Source organism: Ancylothrix sp. D3o, from assembly GCF_025370775.1.
Classification (GTDB): domain Bacteria; phylum Cyanobacteriota; class Cyanobacteriia; order Cyanobacteriales; family Oscillatoriaceae; genus Ancylothrix.
The window spans coordinates 50,433-69,490 of the sequence record NZ_JAMXEX010000006.1 but is presented as its reverse complement, the minus strand read 5'-3'; the positions used below and the strand labels follow the sequence as shown (position 1 = coordinate 69,490).

Below are 19,058 nucleotides of genomic sequence, written 5' to 3'. Positions count from 1 at the left end.
CCCGCCCCAACCAAAAATATCACAATAACTTAATCTTTGAGATGGTAAAGACTCATAAAGGTTGCTACAAAAGGCAATGTATTTAAATCTTAACCCTTTGAGACTGTCATCACAGCCATATTGAGATTAAAATCACAAGCTGTGGGGATGTGTGTCACAGTTAATAAAGAAATTTTTTTACAAAATAGACAAATATCATTAATCCGTCAAAGATAGCTTCGCTCGTCATCACAAAAACATGAAACCCCTTTGTATAACCAGTAGTGTAGTGAAAACCATAACCTTCCCCGGAAAAATGCAATTTCCCAACTATTTGTACCAAATCACCCTTGAAGAACTTTACGGACAAGTAATGTTTTCTAATGTCGTTACTAGCACAGATAGGCAGCTTATTAAAGCAGCCCTTCTTAAAGAAGCTCTCAGCGAAAACGAACACGACATCATCAATCGGCTCATTTATAATGTACGGCGGGGGTGGGTGAGAGTTGTTGATTGAAAACCCCCCCAAATTAAAACATTCCTCACTTATATTCTGCACCAGTTTAAATTGTTACCCTCCCTAACCTTTTTTCTATTGACAAGCCTTGAAATTATTAGGCATCAAGTGAAATAGGGGTGTCTGAGTTAACGACACCCTTAAGATTTTGCTTTATAAGATCCCAAAAATAAATTCAAAATAACCACCAGATTCTCAAACAGTTTTACTGCTTGATGAATCCTTTAAAGTCGGTAAGAGAGGTCGATTAGGCTCACCCAACATTACCACCGAACACCGTAATTTTTCCAGCAACTCAGTTGTAACATCACTGATAACCAACCCTGCTGCACTGCGCCGAGGCAGAGAACGCAAAACCACTAAATCTGCCGACTCCGCCGCCTTCAAAATCACCTTAGAGACATCACCCTCAGCAATACATTTAATTTCAACTTGCACCTTATTAGAATCAATCCACTTAGAAACTAAAACCGAAAGTTGCGACTCAATCCAAGCAATCCGCGTCGCAGTTGTCCGTCGCTCACACACATTTAAAACCGTCACCTTTGCGCCATTTTCAAGAGCCAAAATTTGAGCAAATTTTAAAGGTCTAACTGCTTCATAGCTCAAATTATCCACCGGCACCAAAATATGTTGAAATTCCAGAGGCGATTTCAACAGCCGCGTCACCGCAACCGGACAATGAGCCGCCCACAAAACGCTATCAATGACATTTCCAAACAAACGAGCCCGTAAACCAGTGCGTTTCCCCCATCCCATGACAATTAAATTTGCATCTTTCTCACGGCTTGCGTGCGTAATTCCTCGGTCAATATCATAATCAATTCGCAAAACCGGCTCCACCTCCACCCCCAATTGCAAGCCTTGTTGCTGCGCCGTTTCTAACAACAACTCACCCCTGCCTAAAGCGGATTCCATTTGCGGTGTATCCATGTGAGCCTGAGCCGTTGCAATTGCCAAAGGCACAATTTTTCCCCCTTCATGGCGCGCCAACAAAGCCGCCATTTTAATTAAAAATTCTTGGGTTTGGGGATTATAAACCGGCACCACAACCCGGAAATTTTTCTTGAAAATTTCTCCAGTTGCCGGGGCGGTTTCCCCTTCAAATTCCCCATGACTTTCATGCGTTAAAGCCGGTGCAACCAAACTCGTAATCACCGGCCCTAAAGTTGCCGTAACCAACATTAAAACAATTACACTATTTAACACACCTTCCGTCAGCAAACCGGCCCGATATCCCACCAAAGTTGCCGCCAAAGTTGCCCCCACCTGCGGCAAAGAAAGCGACCACATTGTTAGCATTTGCGGGCGATTATAACGAAACATCAAAGCCGAAAACCAAGCCGCCAAAAACTTACTACCAATTAAGGCCGAAACAATCGTCAAAGGCATCCAAATTGAAGCGACACTTTTTAAAAAAGCCGGCACATCAATCAGCAAACCCAAATCGACAAAGAAAATCGGAATAAACAGCACACTGCCAACAAAAACAACCTTTTCCTCAACCGGCCCCTTTCCCACCACATCATTCACCGCCAAACCGGCCAAAAACGCCCCAATAATCTTTTCTACCCCAATTAACTGAGCACCTAAAGACGACAAAAACACCACCAACAAAACAAATAAAAACTGATTTCCTTCCTCATCCCCCGTTCGTTTAAAAAACTCCCGTCCCGCCCAATCAAAACCAAACAAAACCAAAGCCGTATAAACCACCAGCGACAACAAAAGCGTCATTAACTGAACTATAGTAAAATTCCCCGCCTCCACTGCCACACAAACCGCCAACACTAACAAAGCACCAATATCTGTAAAAATTGTTGCCCCAATAGTAACCACCACTGACTCATCTCCCACCACTCCCAATCGACTAATAATTGGATAAGCCAGCAGCGTATGGGAAGCCAAAAGTGAACCAATTAAAATCGAAGCATTCCAGTCAAAACCAAACAGCCTACCTACCAAAATTCCCGCTATCAACGGAATAATAAAAGTCAAACTCCCAAACACTAGGGATCGATTTTTCTTTCTCTTAAACTGCTGAATATCTACTTCTAACCCTGCCACAAACATCAAGTAAAGCAACCCAATATCTGATAGCAACTCCATTGTGGGCATTTTATTTGTCAACACATTTAGCCCAAAAGGGCCTAAAATAATCCCCGCCGCCAGCAAACCCACCAACTCAGGAATCCGCAACTTTCTAAAAACAATTGGAACCGTTAAAATCACCACCAACAAAATCGCAAAAGGCAGAATCGGTTCCTTAATTACTTCTGAATAGTGTTCCATAAAACTCAGTTAAAAATAAAAATCATCAATAGCCATCAGCAGCCATGTAATTTCCTATACTATTCCCGATGGCAACTGATTTTCGCTTGAATTCATTTAATTTTTAACCAAACAGCGACTCTCCGGCTATCCACCGCAAGATAGATTTACCGCCAAAGTTTAGTAAGCTAAAAAAGCAGTTTCTTAAAAAACAGGCTTTCTAGTATGTAATATTTACCCCTTCTCTCTGAAATAGAGCAAATGGCCGATTTATTTGCAATACAATCAAGGATGCACTTGGCCTAAAATCACCCGTAAGCGATCATAATCATCCTTTAGCAAAACACTCAACATCCGGCCCACCTTAATCAACCATTCTCGATCACTTTTTCGGAACTGATAAATATCACGAATAGCCGCCGCCGTCAGCGCTTCCACCGGCGCCCCCTTCACTTCCAACAACGTCCGCAAAAAATCCAACCCCTCACTAAAATGCACAACTTCTGCCGGTTCACAGCGATAAACACTAGCGTGAATTTGTGGCGGACGTGGCGGAATATACTGGTAAACCAGACTCGGTTTTTTGCTGCCATTTCTGCCGATCACCGGCGGCGAAAACCCCACAATAGCCCCTCGAAACTCTGTTTTTAACATCGCAAAAATCTGTGGTTGTTCTTCCCTCAAACCCTGCAACGACAAACCCAAAGCCCTCGCCCGATGCACCGAATCAATAGGCGCCGTTGTCGCATGATAAACCACCGCATAAATTAAATTTCCTGACTCCTCATCCGTCGCCTTCACCCAACTGCCAAAAGCCGGCATCGGCGGAAAATTCAAATCCTCCGGTTCCAAACATTGCGCCAAAAATTCCATCGTCGAAGTCTCAATCACCTCCGCAAAATGATCCGGGTGACGATTCTCAGCATTAAACTGTGGGAGAGGAAGCCGCATATTTTTCTTAACCTCTAATCAATAAATGTCATTTGTCATTTGTCCGTTGTCATTTATCGTTATGTATCATTTCATTGGTCATTGATTTTAAGTTCTCAAACATGAAAAACAATACATTTTCCCAAAAAACAAATGACGCTTGACAAAGGACAAATGACAACGTACAAATTTTATTTTCCTTTACCTCGACCGGCGGTAGCATCCACCACTTCTATTTCTGAAAGGCGGAAAGTAATTAACTTATCCCAATTACCTCCTTCAAACAAAACTGCTGCCTTACCATCAGTCACTCGTTGCACTTGTCCTTGAAAATTGTAATAAATATCATCAGGATTTTTTACCCGAACTGCTGAACCTGGGAGAATCATCTTTTTTACTCCTAAATTTTCTTTTCCTAGCTTATATCATTTTAGATTTGAGATTTTATCTGTCTTTTAAACCGGCACTCTCTCCAACTTCTCAGGTACGGTGTACAGCAAACATACTCAACTTTTCCAGCCTTGCCCAAGGGGGGCAACCACTCTTAAGCGGGCAAGATGCCCGCCCCACTTATCTTAAGCCCCAGTTGCGCGGGCCGGAAAGCCAGCGATTGCCCCTCCAAAAAACAGGCATTTTAGCCGCGTAAATCTTAAGCCAAAGCCGCCATCGAAACCTTACCCGCAATGCGCTGAGCAATATCCCGTAACGCCTTTGCCGAAGCCGAGTCTGGTTGACCAACCACCACCGGCACGCCAACATCTCCGCCTTCGCGCAAATGAATTTCTATCGGCACACAACCAAGCATCGGTACACCCAACTCCTTAGCTGTTTTTTCGCCGCCACCCGACCCAAAAATATCATAATGCCGGTCAGGCATATCTGGGGGAATAAAATAACTCATATTTTCCACAATTCCCAACACCGGCACCTTTAATTGTTGGAACATTTTTAAACCTTTGCGCGAGTCGAGAAGCGCCACCGTTTGCGGAGTTGTAACAATCACAGCCCCAGCCATCGGCACCGCCTGACACAAAGTTAATTGAGCATCTCCCGTACCCGGCGGCATATCCACAATTAAATAATCTAAATCACCCCAAGTTACTTGATAAAGAAATTGCCGAATAATGCCATTTAACATCGGGCCCCGCCAAATCACCGGCTGGTCTTTATCAATTAAAAAACCCATCGAAACCATTTTTACGCCATAATTAAAAGCCGGTTCGAGGATTTCACCTTGCGGGCCGTTTTTGACAGTTATTTTTGCATTATCCAGACCCAACATAGTCGGCACATTGGGGCCGTAAATATCCGCATCAATCATCCCAACTTTTGCACCGGCAGCAGCCAAAGAAACCGCCACATTAACAGCTACCGTACTTTTACCAACGCCACCTTTACCACTAGAAATTGCCAGAATATTTTTTACCCCAGCAATACCCTGCCGGTCGGGTAAACTTTTTTGTTGAGGCGTTTCGGCAGTTACATCTACCACCACCTCTTCCACACCTGGTAATTGTTTAACCGCCCTTTGACAGTCTTCAACAATAAACTGCCGTAGCGGACAAGCCGGTGTTGTTAGTACCAGAGTAAAACTGACCTGACTGCCTGCAATTTTGACATTGCGGATCATATTTAATTCCACCAAACTTTTGCGAAGTTCGGGGTCTTGCACCGGGCGCAGCACTTCTAATACTGCACTAGAATCTAGCACCTGAGACATTGGGCGTTTTTCTCCACTCTAAGCGTATCGGGGCTACTATTTTTGCCTTTGTTCTTAATGGATCTTAACCTTAGTTTTGCTCAGTTAAGCGTTTCCCTTTGGGCATCTTGTAGTAGTGTTGGTAAATGAGAGCCAGAGTAAGTGCAATTTTGTCAATAAAACAGCTACAAAGTTGCTAAACTTCCTTCTCATTATCCGTTGCAGCAAAGCGTTTTTTGCTTGCTTTGGCACCTATCCATTCAGCAATACAAAAAAAATATTTCACTTTATGACTGTTTCTGTAACTTCTGAGGCGATTACATCCGCATCTTTGCCAGGAAAAGACTCCCGCGAACGAGTCAGCCAGTTTATGAAACAACTGCAAGACGAAATTTGCAAAGGTTTGGAGGAGTTGGACGGCCAAAGCACGTTTATTGAGGACTCTTGGGAACGCCCAGAAGGGGGCGGCGGTCGCTCTCGTGTTATTCGTGAAGGAGGAGTATTTGAGCAAGGTGGTGTTAATTTTTCAGAAGTGTGGGGCACTCAGCTACCACCGTCCATTTTGACTCAACGCCCCGAAGCAGCCGGTCACGGATTTTATGCCACCGGCACCTCTATGGTTCTACACCCCCGCAGTCCCTACATTCCTACCGTACACCTCAACTATCGTTATTTTGAAGCAGGGCCGGTCTGGTGGTTCGGCGGTGGGGCAGATTTAACCCCCTATTATGGCTTTGCCGAAGATGCAGCCCATTTTCACACAACCTTCAAAAAAGCTTGCGATAACCATCACAACGAATACTATCCAGTGTTTAAAAAGTGGTGTGATGAATACTTCTATTTAAAGCACCGCAATGAAACTCGCGGCGTAGGCGGCATCTTTTTTGACTATCAAGACGGTTTTGGTGAGCTTTATCGCGGCCCCGATCAAAACGGCCCCGCAGCCCATCACAGCCGCGAAATCGGCAGCCCTACCCCCCGCAATTGGGAAGACTTATTTGCATTTATCCAAGACTGCGGAAGGTCATTTTTACCCGCCTACCAGCCTATTGTTGAGCGCCGGCGGCAAATGGAATATGGCGAAAATGAGCGCAATTTCCAGCTATATCGTCGGGGCCGGTATGTCGAGTTTAATTTGGTTTATGACCGGGGAACGATTTTCGGCTTACAAACTAATGGCCGTACAGAATCGATTTTGATGTCTTTACCGCCTTTGGTGCGTTGGGAGTATGGCTATCAACCCGAAGCCAATAGCCGCGAAGCCGAACTTTACAACACTTTCCTTAAGCCTCAAGACTGGGCAAACTGGACACCCACTCAGCACAGCTAGGCAATTTCTGACACTTTTGGCCAGAGCGGTAAGACAAGCGAAAAAAGTCATCATAGTTTTTTTGGGGATTCGTATCGCGGGCGAATCCTCATTCGTAAATTTGGCTGTTGGATCTCGCTACATTAAGATATAAAAAGTTGTCGGTTTCGTTTACAGTTATAAGCGCGATCTGTTGCCAGATCGGCTTCAAAGTCTATCCGAAGCGAGGGGAGGGTTCGTGATTCATATAGAGCAAAAAACCCACACAACCCAAGACGGCACAACGGTTATTGTCTTGGCACCCACTGGACGCCTGGACATTACAACAGCTTGGCAATTTCGCTTAAAGTTGCAAGAGTGTATTTCCAAGCTTAGTCGCCATATCGTTGTGAATCTGGGTCAAGTGAATTTTATCGATAGTTCTGGCCTCACTTCACTGGTGGCCGGTATGCGAGATGCAGATAAGGTAAAAGGCAGTTTCCGCATTTGCAATGTCCATCCAGAAGCCAAACTGGTGTTTGAAGTCACCATGATGGATTCTGTGTTTGAGATTTTTGAAACTGAGGAGGAGGCTTTAGAGGGTGTTCCTCGTGCCAGTTAATTTGCCGGCCTTCCTGCTTTCGTTTTCGCATTGACCTCAAGGATCAAAGCGGTGATTCATGTTTTTTTAGGCTCCCTCAAGACTTTTCTATGGGTAGCTCTCGTGAAAAATCCTGGCACTTGGTAAATCGAAAGGGGCCGAGGAGTGCGCCCCAAAGCGCTTTGCCTGTGGCTGGGTCTATTCCTTTGTCATACACAAGTAATTGAGCCGGTGTCGCCTCAAAGCCGAGGGACACTTGGCGGATTTCTTCTTGATATGTAAAGCAGCAACGTGCACCTGGTCTTAAGGTGGCCTGATATTGATACTCACCGGCCTCTAAGGGTTGTTGAGTAACTTTGAGGGTACACCCAGGCAAAAATTCCATGTCATCGGGTGTCAACCGGCTCAGCAATTCGGGGTTAGCGCCAGCCCCCCGAAACGCTGCCGGATCTTTAAGTTGATGGTATTGCACTTGGACGCCGCCATCGGCAGATGGGCCAATCTCTAAGATTCTCTGCCGGTAAGGTTTATCGAGGGATACAATATTTGCCTGTTCTGCAAATAAGATGAGGCTGTTTTGAGAAAATAATTGCACCGGCAGCGGTCTTTTCCATAACCGTAGATGAACATACCAGGCCGGTTCCTCTATTGCTTGGGCTTTGTTGTCAAATTCGCCGGCTAAGTAGCCAGCCAAAGTCATTATTTCAGTAGATACAGACATCGGATTTTAGAGCCAAGGATTTTAAAGTTTAAATTTTGCCATGTTATTGCAAGTCTACCGCAAAATATAATTCAGATGCGTTAGAAAGTCTTTAAGAATAAATGATTGGAGAGATAAATAAATGTGCTTTTTATTAAAATTGCCTTAAATGCCTTGCCAAATTTGGCTTCGTAGCGACCGAACTCAAAAACAAAAATCCAGAGAAAAGTAGCCCAGATCCAATCACCTGATCCCCAAGAGCCTTGGCAAAGGTATCATTCGAGATAGAAAATAAAGATACCTTACCCTTGTAGTGTTTTAGCGTGAACAACGTCCGCACCGTTTCAGATACCAAGCGAGCTTTCTATACCATCCACACCCGCCCCATCAACTCGATCTACCGGCGGGTGGTCGAAGAATTAATGGTGGAAATGCACTTGCTTTCCGTTAACGTAGACTTTAACTACGATCCAATCTTTGCCCTGGGAGTGGTTACCAGTTTTGACCGCTTTATGCAAGGGTATGTCCCCGAACAAGATAAGCAGTCAATCTTTAATGCCATCTGTAAAGCCCTTGAGCAAGATCCCCACAAATATCGCCAAGATGCAGAGCGTTTAGAAGCCTTTGCTAAAAACGCCTCCATAGAAGAAATCATCGGCTGGTTGAGCCAAACCAACGTTCCACCAAGTGCCGGTGATCTGCAACCGCAACTCGAAGCCATTGCCCACAATTCTCGCTTTAAGTACAGCCGGTTATTTGCCATTGGTTTGTTTACTCTTCTGGAAGTGGGCAGCCCCGACTTAATTAAAGACGAAAAGCAGCGCCTAGAGGTATTGCAAAAAATTTGCCCTGCCCTCCACCTGCCCGAAGACAAAGTGCAAAAAGACCTTGATCTTTACCGTAGTAATTTAGAAAAAATGGCGCAGGCGCGAATTGTCTTAGAAGACACGCTCAAAGCAGATCGCAAAAAACGCGAAGAGCGAGCGCAAGCCGTTGGTACAACTCCACCGAGTTCTAAAGAATAGCAAGGCTACTGGTTAAAGAGTATCTGCATGAAAAAAACCCCCTTTGGGGGTTATACAAGTTTATTAATTAAGCTTTAATAGATTTCTTTGATCTAGGTCTTCGGTTTCAAAGGGTGGCGATTGTTTCTTGAAAAGGTTGGATAACTTTTTAAAATTAATCTGAGATTTTTATGGTTTTTCAATGTCAAGCAGCCCTCGTTACCCTGGCCGGTGCTAACAGTCAAAGCCTTGTGGAATTTTACCGGCAGCTTTTAAATTTAGATCCCCAGCCGCATATTCCCAATGTGTACAGCGAGTTTCAGCTTCCGGGGCTGCGATTAGGAATTTTTTGCCCTAAAAAAAGCAACGAACAAGAGTTTAGCAATCAAGCAAAAAACGGCATGAGTTTGTGTTTACAAGTAAGCGATTTAGAAGCCGCCATAAAACACTTACACAAGCTGGGATATCCGCCCCCAGGAGAGATTTTAACCGCTTCTCATGGCAGAGAAATTTATGCTTATGATCCGGCAGGAAACCGTTTAATTATCTACCAGCCTTATTCAAAATAGCAGCAGTTAAATTGATTAATAACTTCCTGTCGAAACCATTAAATGCCCAATACTAAAAAACGCAAACAATACCGCCAATAAAAAAGCAAAAGCTGCGCTGGTTTGTCTGGCTGTGGTAGAGGGAGCAAGCGACTCTCCTACCAAGATCGAAGCCGCAACACCAACAATATAACTGGCACACAGTACCAGGTACGGCCATTGAGCCTGATGAAAAAACCAGATGCCAGCCAAAACAAAAGCTAATAGCAACATTAGCAGTTCGATGAATTTAGAGGGATTTTGCTGGTTAACTACGGTCAGGGTTTGCCACCAAATTTGCCTGAGTCTCATGGGGAAAATGCAAAGCTTTTGAGTTAATGATATTTTATGAAGTTTAACATTTTTGGTCGTGGGAATGGCAGCGATTTGATTGATTAGGAAAAAAAATGAAGACAGATAAATAGGAATAAGTAATTTGTGCTACAAAAAAATCTTAAGTAGGGGGTTGGGAAAGACCGGCTAACCAAAGGTTGTGATCATCCAGACAAGCCAGCGCTTCTATCATTTCAACTTGGGGAAATTGTTCATAAAACCGGCTAACACTAAAAAAACGATCCGGCGTTGCTAAAAGTAAAACGCAGTCTGCCCACTCGCATAAACTATCATGTATTTCTGCCGGTGCGACGGGCGCCGCCACCCATAAAAGCGCCGGTTTTTGGGCTCGCAATGCCTTCGCGGCGACGGCTACAGTCATGCCGGTGGCGATGCCATCATCAACTAAAATCACTAAAGCACCTTCGGGGTTAACTTCAGGTAAGACTGGTGCAAATTGACTCATTTGAGCCTGCGCCTTTTGTTGTGCTTGCTGTAAAGCTGAGTCGCGTATTTGTGAGTTGAGCTTGCTAACAACGCGATTAGGCGACCAAACAACATCACCAGCAGCCGTGCAAGCACCAATAGCTAATTCGGGGTTTTCTTGACGGGAAATTTTTTTTGCCAAAATCACACTCAGGGGGCAACTCAGCCGGCGAGCCACCGGCACCGCCACCGGCAAGCCACCTCTAGGTAAAGCATAAACAATGGGTGGAGCAATGGAAGCCGTATCAAGCTGGTTAAAAGCATCAAACACCAACTCCGCTAACTGATTTCCGGCATCCGTCCGGTCGCAAAACAACGGCTTTTCTAGCATAAAACCCACAGCCCCCTGGCGTCTCCTGATTCTATGATGGCTGATTTTTTTGGAAATGCCTTGAGAAAAAAATATAAAAAGTAAAATTAAAAATACTATTGGTTTTTTATAGATATGTCCGACGAAAAACAGCTTAGCCTTTTTGACTTGCCGGTTAATGATGACTCTGAGGAAGTGTTGACCTCAGCGCAAACAAACTTTATCCCCAAGGATGCCAAAATTCCTATACCTGCGGGTACTTATCTCAGCATGACTCAATTGGCTAAACACTGCAATGAGTGTTACCGTTGCGAACTTGGGGCAAGTCGGACTCATGCTGTGGTAGGAAGGGGAAATCTTCAAGCTAATTTGATGATTATTGGCGAGGCGCCGGGGCAGCATGAAGATGAAACCGGCTTGCCTTTTGTGGGCAGATCCGGTCAGCTTTTAGAAAAAATTCTCGCTTCGGTTGGGTTTAATAGTGAGCAGGATATTTATATTTGTAATATCAATAAGTGCCGGCCACCAGAAAACCGTGTCCCCACGCCCCAAGAAATTGCCGCTTGTAAGCCTTATTTATTAGAGCAAATTCGTCTTGTTGACCCGAAAGTTATTTTGCTGACCGGCGCCACTTCTGTGAAAGCGCTAACCGGCAACAAAAGTGCGATCAGCAAAATTCGCGGTACTTGGATCGAATGGGAGGGCCGGTTATGTATGCCAATTTTTCACCCATCCTACTTGTTACGAAACCCTTCTCAAGAGAAAGGCAGTCCCAAGTGGTTGATGTGGCAAGATATTCAAGCGGTTCGGGCCAAATTAGATGAATTGTAGGCCACCGGCCTCTAGTTCTTTCCCTAATCATGCCGGTGGGCCAAGCCGACTCTACCTTAAGGGCCACCACGAGACTTTATCGCGGGTGGCGCTATACACTTCTTTTAAACCTTCAGGATCAATCACTCGCACCACATCATCGGAGGTATCGCTTTTGTTAGGGCTTTCAATTAAGCCTACTTGCTGCATACCTTTCAAGACTTGTTCAACGGTGCGATTATTAAGCTGGCTGGCTCTGGCGATGACTTCCACCGGCAAATCAAATAGATAAACTCCTTCTTTATCCGGTTGATTGCCTAGCGTTCGTTCTTGATAAACCAGCGCTCTCAACAAGGCAGCCACCGCTTGCGGCGGGTAAGCGCTGCAATTGAGCAAGTGATAAAGAAACTTTTCGCGCAACTCAAATAAGAGTGCGTAGCGTTGTTGAAAAATCTGGCTGTCATTATAAATAGCCTCCACAGCCGGCAAAGGAATTTTAATGGCGTTGGTTGTTTTGTAGGCTTCCACCAAACTCGGAAACGCCGTAAACACCTTTCCGTAGCTGAAAGCTAAATTTCTCATTCCAAAACACCCCCCCGGATAACTAATGGCGATGACGCGATCTAAAGGACTGCTGCGGATAATCACCGGCCCACCATTGAGCAGCAGATAAAGCGAGTCGAGGGAAGCGCCGGGGCGAAAAGCGGTGAAAACTGGCCGGCTGGAGTAAAGCTTTTCTAATTTGAGGCTGTCTGGCGGTAAATATTGGCCCAACCATTCTTTATCTAGTTCCCTGAATAAGTAATTGCTCTCAATGAGTTGTCCGAGTAAGTCTGTCTCGGCTTCTTTGGCTTTTTTTGGCATACCTAACTTTTACTCTCCTGTCTGCTTAACAGTTTTTAACTTGCGCTAGTTTGCTTGGAACCAACCGCCGAAGGAAATTTTTTATTTTAAAGGGCTGGTTTTCTAGTTTTCAAAACTGATTGATATATCGAATTTTAGCTTTTTTAAATCATGCAGATTAAATTAAATAAAACAAGGACTGATAGCTGAAAACTAGACTACATCTGATTTTCGCATGAAATCGGCCTGAGAGAAAAATTGGTTACAAATGCTACTTGCATTTAAAAACATTTAGGATACAATCGTAATAACAAACGGATTCGACTTAAAAACATCCATAAACCTCGACCTTGGCAAGGAGCCATCTATGAAGCTTGAACTCTCAAAATTTCGCCGCCGCCCCCTTCTGAAAATGACCGCGTTAATGGTCACAGGGATGGCCCTAAGTGGGCTGATTGCTGGCTGCTCAAGTGGGAGTAACCAAACAGCACAAGGAACACAAGGAACAGCAAACAAACCAGTCAAATTGACACTTGTTTCCTACGCCGTCACGGAAAAGGCTTACCAGCAAATCATTCCTAAATTTGTTGAACAGTGGAAAGCCAAAACCGGCCAAACGGTGGAGTTTGATCAAAGCTATGGTGGTTCGGGTTCGCAAACTCGTGCTGTGATTGATGGTTTAGAAGCGGATGTGGTCGCTTTGGCGTTGGCTTTAGATACGCAAAAAATTGAAAAAGCCGGTTTGATTCAACCTGGTTGGGAACAAGAATTACCTAATGATGCGATTGTGCATAAATCTGTCGCCGCCCTTGTTACGCGCGATGAAAATTTGAAAATTAACAAATGGTCTGATTTGGCAAATGACAACATTAAATTAATTACAGCTAACCCGAAAACATCAGGGGGTGCGCGGTGGAACTTTTTAGCTTTGTGGGGTTCGGTGACACAAGCGGGAGGAACAGAAGAACAAGCCCAAAGTTTTGTGGAAAGAGTGTTTAAAAATGTGCCGGTGTTGCCAAAAGATGCAAGGGAAGCAACGGACGTTTTTTATAAGCAAGGGCAAGGCAATGTTTTGATTAATTACGAAAACGAAGTTTTGCTGGCGAAGGCAGAAGGAAAAACAGCTAATTACAGCATCCCGACTGACTATAACATCTCAATTGATAGCCCGGTTGCGGTGGTGGATGCGAATGTGGATAAAAATGGGACTCGTGAAGTAGCAGAAGCGTTTGCTAAGTTTTTGTTTACTCCAGAAGCACAGCGAGAATTTGCGAAAGTTGGTTTCAGGCCGGTTGATGAAAGCGTGGCTACAGAATTTGCCGAAAAATACCCAAAAATAGATAAGCTTTTTACCGTCAAAGAGTTAGGGGATTGGAAAGAAGTGCAAAAGAAATTCTTTGATGATCAGGCGATTTTTGACAAAATGCAAGCGAAGAACGCCGGCTCAAGATAACGTTACAGACTTGTTAAGCTAAGGAGAAGTAAATATGATTGACAATCTCAGAGTATCGGCCCCCAGTTTAGAAAAAGAAAACACTGAACAACCCGAAGATAGCCGCCTAACTCAAACTCGTATTCGAGTGCAAATTCCCCGGCAATACCATCAAGAACCAGTCATCTCGTATTTAGCTTCTCACTATGGCTTGCAAGTCAACATTTTGGCGGCATTGCTAACAGCAAATTCAAAAGAATCTGGATGGTTTGAGCTTGAGTTAAGAGGTAGTTCGCAAGAAATAGATAATGCTCTCATCTATCTTTCTGATTTGAATGTGCAATTGTGGCCGCGTCAGGGAGAAGAACAAGACGGCTGGTAATTGTTGCCCCTAAATACTTAAAAATCTTAGGTGTAATGTAAACCTTTCATTTTTTCAAGGTGCTGGTTATGACAAACGGAAAGTCGTTTAAAGGAGAAGGATCGGCCCTAGTAATAGTGGCTTTAATGTTGGGGCTATTTGTGATAGGAATTCCGATAGTTTTATTTGATATCAAAAGACCCCGGAAACGAATGCTAAAAAAATTAATTCCATCCACTTTTAAATTTTAGATAAAGAGGCTTATGCTCAATTCGTTGGATCGGCCTAAACTTTGGCCAACAGTAATCGAAAAGCTGCAAACAATTTCCTGGCCTTGGACAGTAACAATAATTTACTTAATTTTCATGTTGTTGCTGCCAGTTACCGCACTTATTACGAAATCTATTACAGTTGGGCCGGCAGAATTTTGGCGGATTGCAACTTCTCCTGAAGCACTTTCTGCTTATGATGTGACGTTTTTTACTTCTTTAATTGCAGCCGCTATTAATGGGGTGATGGGGACTTTAGTTGCTTGGGTATTAGTTCGTTATGAATTTCCTGGCAAAAAGCTGATAGATGCTGCTGTTGATTTACCTTTTGCTTTGCCGACTTCGGTGGCCGGTTTGGTGTTAGCTACGCTTTATAGTGATAAAGGGTGGATTGGGCAATTTTTTACACCGTTTGGGATTAAAATTGCTTTTACCCGGTTGGGGGTTTTGGTGGCAATGCTGTTTATTTCGCTGCCGTTTGTGGTGCGGACTTTGCAGCCGGTTTTGCAAGAAATGGAAAAAGAAATAGAGGAGGCTTCTTGGTCTTTGGGTGCATCCGATTGGCAAACTTTCTGGCGTGTTAGTTTGCCTCCGTTAGTTCCTCCGATTCTCACCGGCATTGCTTTGGGTTTTTCGAGGGCAGTTGGGGAATATGGATCGGTGGTGATTATTTCTTCGAGTATTCCTTACAGGGATTTAATTGCGCCGGTGTTGATTTTTCAGCGATTAGAACAATATGATTATGCCGGTGCAACGGTGATCGGAACAGTTTTGTTATTGGTGTCATTGGCGATGCTTTTAGTTATCAATGGATTGCAACAGTGGGGACGTCGTTATGCAGGGTAGTCTTAAATCTTTCCCCAGAAATACTAGAGGCGAAAGTCAGAAAATATCAGCCAAAAGTATTTTGATTGGCGTGGCAATTGTCTATTTAATGCTTGTCTTGTTTATTCCTGCTGTAGCGGTTTTTTATGAAGCATTCCACAACGGTTTTCAGCAGTTTGTAGAGGCTACGAGTAAGCGAGAATTTCAGCACGCATTGCAAATGACGCTCACCATTGCTGCGATTGCGGTTCCATTAAATACAATTTTTGGATTATGTGCGGCTTGGGTGATTGCGCGTAATCAATTTCGCGGTCGTGCATTTTTAATGAGTATTGTGGATTTGCCCTTTGCAATTTCGCCAGTGGTGGCCGGTTTGATGATTGTTTTGCTTTATGGGCGCAATGGTTGGTTCGGGCCTATTCTCAATTCAATCAACATAAAAATTATTTACGCTTTGCCGGGGATGTTGATTGCTACAATGTTTGTAACTTTGCCCTTTGTCGCACGAGAAGTGATCCCAGTTTTAGAAGAAATTGGGCCGGAACAAGAAGAAGCGGCGAGGACTTTGGGAGCCAAAGATTGGGAGATTTTTTGGCGGGTTACTATCCCTAATATCCGCTGGGGTTTACTCTACGGAGTCTTGCTAACCAACGCAAGAGCGATGGGAGAATTTGGGGCAATTTCGGTGGTTTCAGGGGGAATTGCTGGCCGAACTCTCACTCTTCCTTCTTTCGTAGAACACGCCTACAAAAATTATCAAACTGAGGCTGCTTTTGGCGCTGCTGCTATTCTGGCTTTGCTGGCAGTAGTAACTTTAGTTCTGAAGGAAATTTTAGAACGACGCACGCACCACAAGCATTCGACGCACTAATTGGTTTACTTGTTAATTGTTTGTCAAAGATTAAGGATTTTTTTGGGAGGATTGTTGTGAGTATTTTAGTTAAAGATGTCTGCAAAGATTTTGGAGATTTTAAGGCTTTAGATAAAGTCAGTTTGAATGTTAAAGAAAATACTTTAGTGGCTTTGTTGGGGCCGTCAGGTTCAGGAAAATCAACGCTGTTAAGGGTGATTGCCGGCCTAGAACAACCCGACACTGGTGCAATTATTATTAATGGACAAGATAGCACGTTTTTAGATGTTCGCCGTCGCAATATTGGTTTTGTTTTTCAACACTATGCTTTGTTTAAGCATTTAACGGTTCGTCAAAACATCGCCTTTGGTTTAGAAATCCGTAAACGTTCCAAGCCGGAAATTAAACGAGAAGTCGAAGAATTGTTAGATTTAATTCAACTGGGTGGATTAGGAAATCGCTATCCATCGCAACTTTCTGGCGGCCAAAGACAACGGGTGGCTTTAGCGCGAGCTTTGGCCGTTAAACCGCAGGTGTTGTTATTAGATGAACCCTTCGGCGCTTTGGATGCAAAAGTGAGAAAAGAGTTGCGTGCGTGGTTACGCCGGCTGCATGATGAAGTTCATGTGACGAGTGTTTTTGTGACGCATGATCAAGAGGAAGCAATGGAGGTAGCAGATGAGATTGTGGTGATGAATCAAGGACGTATTGAACAGGTAGGAACACCGGCAGAAATTTATGATAATCCGGCGACACCTTTTGTGATGAAATTTATCGGGCCGGTGAATGTTTTACCGAGTAGCACACGGTTATTCCGAGATAATAAAATTGAATCGATGCAGAGTGAAGTTTTTGTACGTCCTCACGATATTGTTGTGCAGAGTTATTCTGATAATGCAACTGTGCCGGCAACAATTAAGCGCATTACTCATTTAGGCTGGGAAATTCAATTAGAATTAATGTTGATGGATGAGCAAATTATTGTTGCACATTTGAACCGAGAACAGTTTGCAGAGTTGGCACCGCAGGCCGGTCAGGAAGTGTTTATTAAGCCAAAAGATGCGCGGTCTTTTCCAGGTTTAGCCGGTAAGGTTTATCAGGCTTCTTAAGTTCTTCTAAATTGGGTTGGGTTTGTCTACCCAACCTACTTTTTTTATTCCTGTAAAAATATATTGGCAGATAAAACCGGCCCCCCAATCCCTTCACTAAATCGGAAAATCCCCCCCAATTCCCCATAAATGCTATCTCGCTGCGGCGAAGAAAGTTTATTTATGGGGTTCTGGGGGCTTTTTTTGTAATATAATAAACCGTGCAAAATTATAAAAATCAATAAATTTATGCAGGTGTGCCTTGTTACCGGCGGGAATTCAGGTGTGGGTTTAATGACATCTGCGGGTTTAGCTAAATTAGGAAATCATGTTTTTATTGCTTCTCGTTCCGAAATAAAAGCCGCAAAAGCTATATCTTATCTTCGCCAAACAACCGGCAACCCCAACATAGAATTTTTACCTTTAAACCTTGCTTCTTTAGAGTCCGTTCGTCACTGTGTAAAGCTGTTTTTAGACAGAAATTTACCCTTACACATTTTAGTTAATAATGCCGGGATATTCGACGGGAGAGGAGTCACAAAAGAAGGATTTGAGTTAATTTGGGGTACAAACTATTTAGGGCATTTTTTGCTGACTTACTTGTTATTAGATAAATTACAAGAATCAGCGCCTAGTCGAATTGTTATGGTTTCCTCAGATTTAGCTTTAAAACCGGCCCGCATAAGCTGGGATTTATTTGTTAAACCAACTCCTTTAAATTTTATCGAGTTATATAATCAATCTAAGCTTTGTTTATTGCTTTTAACTCGCCATCTTTCTCAAAACTTAACCAATGTAACAGTTAATGCAGTTCATCCGGGGTTTGTGCAATCTAATATTACGATTGGCCATCGTTTAAGCAAATATTTAGGGTTAGGAATTAGTCCCCAAAAGGGTGCATATAGTAGTTTGTTATGTGCAACTTCTCCTGAATTCGAGTTAATAACGGGTAAATTTTTAGATAAAAAAGGCAAGGAAATAAACTTGCCATTATTAGCACAAAACAATGATTTATGTCAAGAGTTATGGGAAAAAAGTTTACGCTGGACCGGGGCCGGTGGAAGTGTAGAGAAAGAGAGAATTAGCTATGATGGGATTGATGAGATTTGGGGCCCTTATCCGCTTAAGTTAAATCAGGATGAGATGGCGTTTATTTGTGAGCATATTTTTAAGAAAGTGTTATTCAAGCCGCCGGTTAAAATGTTATTAATTCAGGCATTCAAAGCGCTTTTAAGGTTGCAATTTGGCTCAATCATGTTGTTGCTTATTCAATGTTGGAAAGGGCAATTTTATATGGAGAGACATTTAGATTCGCCGGTGGTTTTGGAGTTATGTAAGGATGAGAATTTATTGGAGATATTGAGAGATTATTTAGGGGAAAATTTTAAGTTGTGGCGTTCGGAGTTATGGGTAAATTATCCGTCTCATCAGTTAATCCCTTTTTGGCATCAAGATATTTATCCAAATTTATTGGCCGGTGAGGGAGAAACAATTAATATTTATATAGCTTTAACAGAGGTAAGTGAGAGAAATGGCTTTGAGTTTCTACCTGAATCTGAGGTGAAAAAATGTCAAGTTCAAGTGACTGATCCTTTCAGTGGGAATCATTTTTTTAGGGTTCCCAAAAAAGTGAGAGAAAAAGCGATTCCGGTTGTTTTGCAGGCTGGGGAATTTGTTGTTTTTACGGATAAGCTTGTACATCGTTCTATTTACAATAGCAGTGGAAAAGTGCGTCTTTCTTTGACATTAAGAGTCGCGCAAGGGAGTGTAGAAGTTTTACCTGGTTACACTCCGAATTATCATAAGCCGGTGTTTTTATCTGGGAGTTAGGGTTAGAAATGCTCCTTGTATGATTTAAGCGATTACCCTAAACGA

20 protein-coding genes are annotated in these 19,058 nt (G+C 43.4%); 12 read left to right on the top strand and 8 right to left on the bottom strand.

Annotated elements, in window-relative coordinates:
• Positions 1-295: 295 nt before the first annotated feature.
• Positions 296-496 carry a hypothetical protein gene (locus NG798_RS13230; RefSeq protein WP_261223477.1) on the top strand — a complete coding sequence of 67 codons (201 nt, stop codon included), beginning with the start codon at positions 296-298 and terminating at the stop codon, positions 494-496.
• A gap of 195 nt (positions 497-691) precedes the next feature.
• Here the strand turns inward: NG798_RS13230 and NG798_RS13225 are convergent, their stop codons facing one another.
• The 4 genes from NG798_RS13225 to NG798_RS13210 form a co-directional block, all read right to left on the bottom strand.
• The gene (locus NG798_RS13225; RefSeq protein WP_261223475.1) at positions 692-2,788 is read right to left on the bottom strand and encodes a cation:proton antiporter; all 2,097 of its coding nucleotides are present in this window, start codon (positions 2,786-2,788) and stop codon (positions 692-694) included.
• A 264-nt stretch (positions 2,789-3,052) separates the two neighbouring features.
• Positions 3,053-3,718: an HAS-barrel domain-containing protein gene (locus tag NG798_RS13220; RefSeq protein WP_261223473.1), complete on the bottom strand. Its 666-nt coding sequence runs from the start codon at positions 3,716-3,718 to the stop codon at positions 3,053-3,055.
• Between the two features lie 170 nt (positions 3,719-3,888).
• Complete coding sequence (locus tag NG798_RS13215; protein ID WP_261223471.1) at positions 3,889-4,086, bottom strand: NAD(P)H dehydrogenase subunit NdhS; 198 nt, start codon at positions 4,084-4,086, stop codon at positions 3,889-3,891.
• Between the two features lie 260 nt (positions 4,087-4,346).
• Positions 4,347-5,417, bottom strand: a complete 1,071-nt coding sequence (locus NG798_RS13210; protein WP_261223462.1) for an Mrp/NBP35 family ATP-binding protein — start codon at positions 5,415-5,417, stop codon at positions 4,347-4,349.
• 268 nt (positions 5,418-5,685) lie between these two features.
• Here NG798_RS13210 and hemF point away from each other — a divergent pair, with 268 nt between their 5' ends.
• Both hemF and NG798_RS13200 read left to right on the top strand, forming a co-directional pair.
• Positions 5,686-6,726 (top strand): oxygen-dependent coproporphyrinogen oxidase, encoded by a 1,041-nt coding sequence (hemF, locus tag NG798_RS13205; protein ID WP_261223460.1) that lies wholly within the window; start codon positions 5,686-5,688, stop codon positions 6,724-6,726.
• 217 nt (positions 6,727-6,943) lie between these two features.
• Positions 6,944-7,306, top strand: coding sequence for an STAS domain-containing protein (locus NG798_RS13200; protein WP_261223458.1), 363 nt, complete (start codon positions 6,944-6,946; stop codon positions 7,304-7,306).
• A 76-nt stretch (positions 7,307-7,382) separates the two neighbouring features.
• On the opposite strand, the gene NG798_RS13195 is transcribed toward NG798_RS13200, so the two are convergent.
• A complete protein-coding gene (locus tag NG798_RS13195; protein ID WP_261223455.1) occupies positions 7,383-8,006 on the bottom strand; it encodes a chromophore lyase CpcT/CpeT in 624 nt (207 codons plus the stop codon).
• Between the two features lie 302 nt (positions 8,007-8,308).
• Here NG798_RS13195 and psb29 point away from each other — a divergent pair, with 302 nt between their 5' ends.
• Positions 8,309-9,010 (top strand): photosystem II biogenesis protein Psp29, encoded by a 702-nt coding sequence (gene psb29, locus NG798_RS13190; RefSeq protein WP_261223453.1) that lies wholly within the window; start codon positions 8,309-8,311, stop codon positions 9,008-9,010.
• Between the two features lie 170 nt (positions 9,011-9,180).
• Complete coding sequence (locus NG798_RS13185; RefSeq protein WP_261223444.1) at positions 9,181-9,558, top strand: VOC family protein; 378 nt, start codon at positions 9,181-9,183, stop codon at positions 9,556-9,558.
• 15 nt (positions 9,559-9,573) lie between these two features.
• On the opposite strand, the gene NG798_RS13180 is transcribed toward NG798_RS13185, so the two are convergent.
• Positions 9,574-9,810, bottom strand: a complete 237-nt coding sequence (locus NG798_RS13180; protein ID WP_261223441.1) for a hypothetical protein — start codon at positions 9,808-9,810, stop codon at positions 9,574-9,576.
• A 220-nt stretch (positions 9,811-10,030) separates the two neighbouring features.
• Positions 10,031-10,726 (bottom strand): phosphoribosyltransferase, encoded by a 696-nt coding sequence (locus tag NG798_RS13175; protein WP_261223439.1) that lies wholly within the window; start codon positions 10,724-10,726, stop codon positions 10,031-10,033.
• A gap of 114 nt (positions 10,727-10,840) precedes the next feature.
• On the opposite strand from NG798_RS13175, the gene NG798_RS13170 reads away from it, so the two are divergent.
• Positions 10,841-11,536 carry a uracil-DNA glycosylase family protein gene (locus NG798_RS13170; RefSeq protein ID WP_261223438.1) on the top strand — a complete coding sequence of 232 codons (696 nt, stop codon included), beginning with the start codon at positions 10,841-10,843 and terminating at the stop codon, positions 11,534-11,536.
• Positions 11,537-11,587: 51 nt separating this feature from the next.
• Here the strand turns inward: NG798_RS13170 and NG798_RS13165 are convergent, their stop codons facing one another.
• Positions 11,588-12,379, bottom strand: a complete 792-nt coding sequence (locus NG798_RS13165; protein ID WP_261223436.1) for a Crp/Fnr family transcriptional regulator — start codon at positions 12,377-12,379, stop codon at positions 11,588-11,590.
• Positions 12,380-12,725: 346 nt separating this feature from the next.
• Between NG798_RS13165 and NG798_RS13160 the strand changes: the two genes are divergently transcribed.
• The 6 genes from NG798_RS13160 to NG798_RS13135 all read left to right on the top strand — a co-directional run bounded on the left by NG798_RS13160 (position 12,726) and on the right by NG798_RS13135 (position 19,013).
• Complete coding sequence (locus NG798_RS13160; RefSeq protein ID WP_261223434.1) at positions 12,726-13,811, top strand: sulfate ABC transporter substrate-binding protein; 1,086 nt, start codon at positions 12,726-12,728, stop codon at positions 13,809-13,811.
• A 34-nt stretch (positions 13,812-13,845) separates the two neighbouring features.
• The gene (locus NG798_RS13155; protein ID WP_261223432.1) at positions 13,846-14,172 is read left to right on the top strand and encodes an NIL domain-containing protein; all 327 of its coding nucleotides are present in this window, start codon (positions 13,846-13,848) and stop codon (positions 14,170-14,172) included.
• 242 nt (positions 14,173-14,414) lie between these two features.
• Positions 14,415-15,266, top strand: coding sequence for a sulfate ABC transporter permease subunit CysT (cysT, locus tag NG798_RS13150; RefSeq protein WP_261223430.1), 852 nt, complete (start codon positions 14,415-14,417; stop codon positions 15,264-15,266).
• Positions 15,256-16,116, top strand: a complete 861-nt coding sequence (cysW, locus tag NG798_RS13145; protein WP_261223429.1) for a sulfate ABC transporter permease subunit CysW — start codon at positions 15,256-15,258, stop codon at positions 16,114-16,116. Before cysT ends, cysW begins: the two co-directional genes overlap by 11 nt.
• Positions 16,117-16,172: 56 nt before the next feature.
• A complete protein-coding gene (locus tag NG798_RS13140; protein ID WP_261223427.1) occupies positions 16,173-17,204 on the top strand; it encodes a sulfate/molybdate ABC transporter ATP-binding protein in 1,032 nt (343 codons plus the stop codon).
• Between the two features lie 228 nt (positions 17,205-17,432).
• The gene (locus tag NG798_RS13135; protein WP_261223425.1) at positions 17,433-19,013 is read left to right on the top strand and encodes an SDR family NAD(P)-dependent oxidoreductase; all 1,581 of its coding nucleotides are present in this window, start codon (positions 17,433-17,435) and stop codon (positions 19,011-19,013) included.
• Positions 19,014-19,058: the final 45 nt, after the last annotated feature.